Origin of the sequence: Marichromatium sp. AB32, assembly GCF_003718675.1 — a bacterium.
GTDB lineage: Bacteria > Pseudomonadota > Gammaproteobacteria > Chromatiales > Chromatiaceae > Marichromatium > Marichromatium gracile.
In genome coordinates this window covers 1-2,064 of sequence record NZ_RHFJ01000119.1, presented here as the reverse complement: position 1 = coordinate 2,064, position 2,064 = coordinate 1, and the positions used below count along the sequence as shown (strand labels likewise).

The 2,064-nt window shown below is 50.1% G+C and carries 4 protein-coding genes; 2 read left to right on the top strand and 2 right to left on the bottom strand.

Going from position 1 to position 2,064, the window contains the following annotated elements; genetic code table 11:
• Positions 1–172: 172 nt before the first annotated feature.
• Positions 173–439 (bottom strand): transposase, encoded by a 267-nt coding sequence (locus tag EBL85_RS16710; RefSeq protein WP_190288122.1) that lies wholly within the window; start codon positions 437–439, stop codon positions 173–175.
• A gap of 118 nt (positions 440–557) precedes the next feature.
• Positions 558–1,157, bottom strand: a complete 600-nt coding sequence (locus EBL85_RS17145; RefSeq protein ID WP_148040585.1) for a hypothetical protein — start codon at positions 1,155–1,157, stop codon at positions 558–560.
• 309 nt (positions 1,158–1,466) lie between these two features.
• Here EBL85_RS17145 and EBL85_RS17315 point away from each other — a divergent pair, with 309 nt between their 5' ends.
• Both EBL85_RS17315 and EBL85_RS17310 read left to right on the top strand, forming a co-directional pair.
• Positions 1,467–1,772: an IS1 family transposase gene (locus tag EBL85_RS17315; protein WP_190288121.1), complete on the top strand. Its 306-nt coding sequence runs from the start codon at positions 1,467–1,469 to the stop codon at positions 1,770–1,772.
• The coding region (locus tag EBL85_RS17310; protein ID WP_190288120.1) for an IS1 family transposase at positions 1,688–2,064 on the top strand (377 nt) is incomplete at its 3' end. The genes EBL85_RS17315 and EBL85_RS17310, both read left to right, overlap by 85 nt.

The following is a 2,064-nucleotide window of genomic DNA, read 5'->3' as shown; positions in this document are numbered from 1 at the left end:
GATGGATGGCGCTCAGCCAGCGCGCTCAGCGCCTTGATCAGCGGCCCGTCGTCACGCGGGCGGGCGTGATAGTCGAGCACCGAACGGCTCAGCCCAAGCAGTCGACAGACGCGCCGCTTGCTCACGCCTTCGACCATGGACTCACCCGCCAGGGCGCGCCGCGCCCTGGCGCTCAGCGCTTTTTTTCGACGATCTCCTTCAGGATCTTGTGATCCAGGCTCAGATCCGCGTACATGTGCTTGAGCCGGCGATTCTCCTCCTCCAGCGCGCGCAGCCGCTTCAGGTCCGAAGCATCCATCCCCCCGTACTTCGAGCGCCATTGATAGAAGGTCGCCGCGCTGACCCCCTGCTCCCGGCATACGTCATTGACGGCCATTCCTGACTCAGCACGACGCAATGCGTCAACGATCTGCTGCTCGCTGTACTTGCTCTTGCGCATGTGGGCTCTCCTCTGCTCGGCCACTATCATGCCCTCGGTCTCTACTTTTCGCTGGACCTATTTTTGGGGAAGGGGACATCATCTCTCGTGTTCTGCTCTGCTGATGACGACAAGGCACTCAGGATAGCTGGTGGACAATAAAAAATATTTTAAACAAAATCATTAACGACCATGCAAACACGAAAAAAACCGGTATACACACCCATGCCGCATCTATCATCTCACCATTATCCCAGCAGGGCTCTACTCCTATTATCTTTTCAACTATCAAAATCATTATTTTACAGATTTTTCCGAATGGTGAATTCCTTAAAACAACCTTTACTTCTTCGCTTTCACTATCTCGCCTAAAACCTATTACTGGCGGATCACTTTTTTCTTCACTAGACTGATTCTCCTTGTACCAAAAAACTAAGTTTCTCACCGCTATCCCACTAACTCTCAACCCTATTACTGTCGCCAACGATACAAACACCCCAATAGTGGAAACCAAAAAAACCAATAAAGTTGACTCGGGCTGTGTTTTTGTTATTACATTTGCCACTGAAACCAGCATGAGACCCTGGGTCGCAATCATCCAGTTCAGACGGTGGTTTGTTAACTCGTTTTCATGCTTAATCATCTCCCTGATTGTCTCTTTTTTCTCTTTCATCAAGGACTCCTTTGAAACCTTTTTCTCTTTCATCAAGGACTCCTTTGAAACCTTTTTCTCTTTCATCAAGGACTCCTTTGAAACCTTTAGATTTAATGATTACGAACAAATTAATTCGCTCGACACAGCTTTCTCACTCACAGTAATTTACTGCAAACATCGTGACATTTTCGTGATAAAAAAGCCCTATATGTCACGTCCCGTGAGATCATACTCCCCGTCGAAGCTATCTGTCACGTCCCGCGTGATCATATTCCCCGTCGAAGCTATCCTTTGTTCCGAGCCCGCGAGGTGCTTGAGCTTTTGATTCACGGGTAGCGCCCTAACCGATAGGTTTGGATAAGATCAAAATCTCTTGTTTTAAGGATGAAGAAGATGTATCTGACATGTCCACAGTGTCACTCCAGCCATGTGACAAAAAATGGATTCAACCGGCTGAAAAAGCAGTTGTACAAGTGTCAAGATTGCGGTCGCCAGTTCGTTCTCCATCCTGCCAAGGGGCCGGTTTCTCAGGAAACCCGCGAACTGATCGATCGATTGCTGCTGGAAAAAATCTCCCTGGCCGGAATTGCCCGTGCGGTGAAGGTCTCCGAGGCTTGGCTGCAGAACTACGTGAACGAGAAGTACAAGAAGGTTCCTCGTCAGGTCGCGCTAAAAAAAACACCACACCCTACGGAGTAATCCTGGAGTGCGACGAACTGTGGTCCTTTGTCGGAAAACGCCTGAACAAACAATGGATCTGGATCGCCATCGATCGCCTGACCCGGCGCATCGTCGGGGTCCATGTTGGCGATCGTACGGAGCGCTCCGCACAGGCTCTGTGGGATTCCATCCCAGCGCAATATCAGACTTCCGCTTCCGTCTACACAGATTTCTGGAGCGCCTATGCGCGGATCATCCCGGCACACCGACATTATCCCAGTGCGAAGTCACAAGGGGAAACCAACCACATCGAACGGTTCAACGGTACACT